A 252-nucleotide genomic window follows, 5' to 3' on the forward strand; every position below is an offset into this window, starting at 1 on the left:
TGACCCGTACGGGATTTGAACCCATGTTACCGCCGTGAAAGGGCGGTGTCTTAACCACTTGACCAACGGGTCATAAATTATTATTCGGTTACGGAGAGTAAGGGATTCGAACCCTTGAAACAGGCTTTTACCCGTTTACATCATTTCCAATGATGCTCCTTCGGCCAGCTCGGACAACTCTCCAATTAAATAATAACTCCGGCAGGCGGGCTCGAACCGTCGACAACCTGATTAACAGTCAGGTGCTCTACC

General features: G+C 48.8%; 2 tRNA genes. Both read right to left on the bottom strand.

Going from position 1 to position 252, the window contains the following annotated elements:
- Window positions 1-72 (bottom strand) — tRNA-Glu (locus FD12_RS10815).
- Window positions 73-91: 19 nt separating this feature from the next.
- Window positions 92-183 (bottom strand) — tRNA-Ser (locus FD12_RS10820).
- Window positions 184-252: the final 69 nt, after the last annotated feature.

The organism is Lentilactobacillus rapi DSM 19907 = JCM 15042 (genome assembly GCF_001436255.1).
In the GTDB taxonomy this organism is placed as follows: domain Bacteria; phylum Bacillota; class Bacilli; order Lactobacillales; family Lactobacillaceae; genus Lentilactobacillus; species Lentilactobacillus rapi.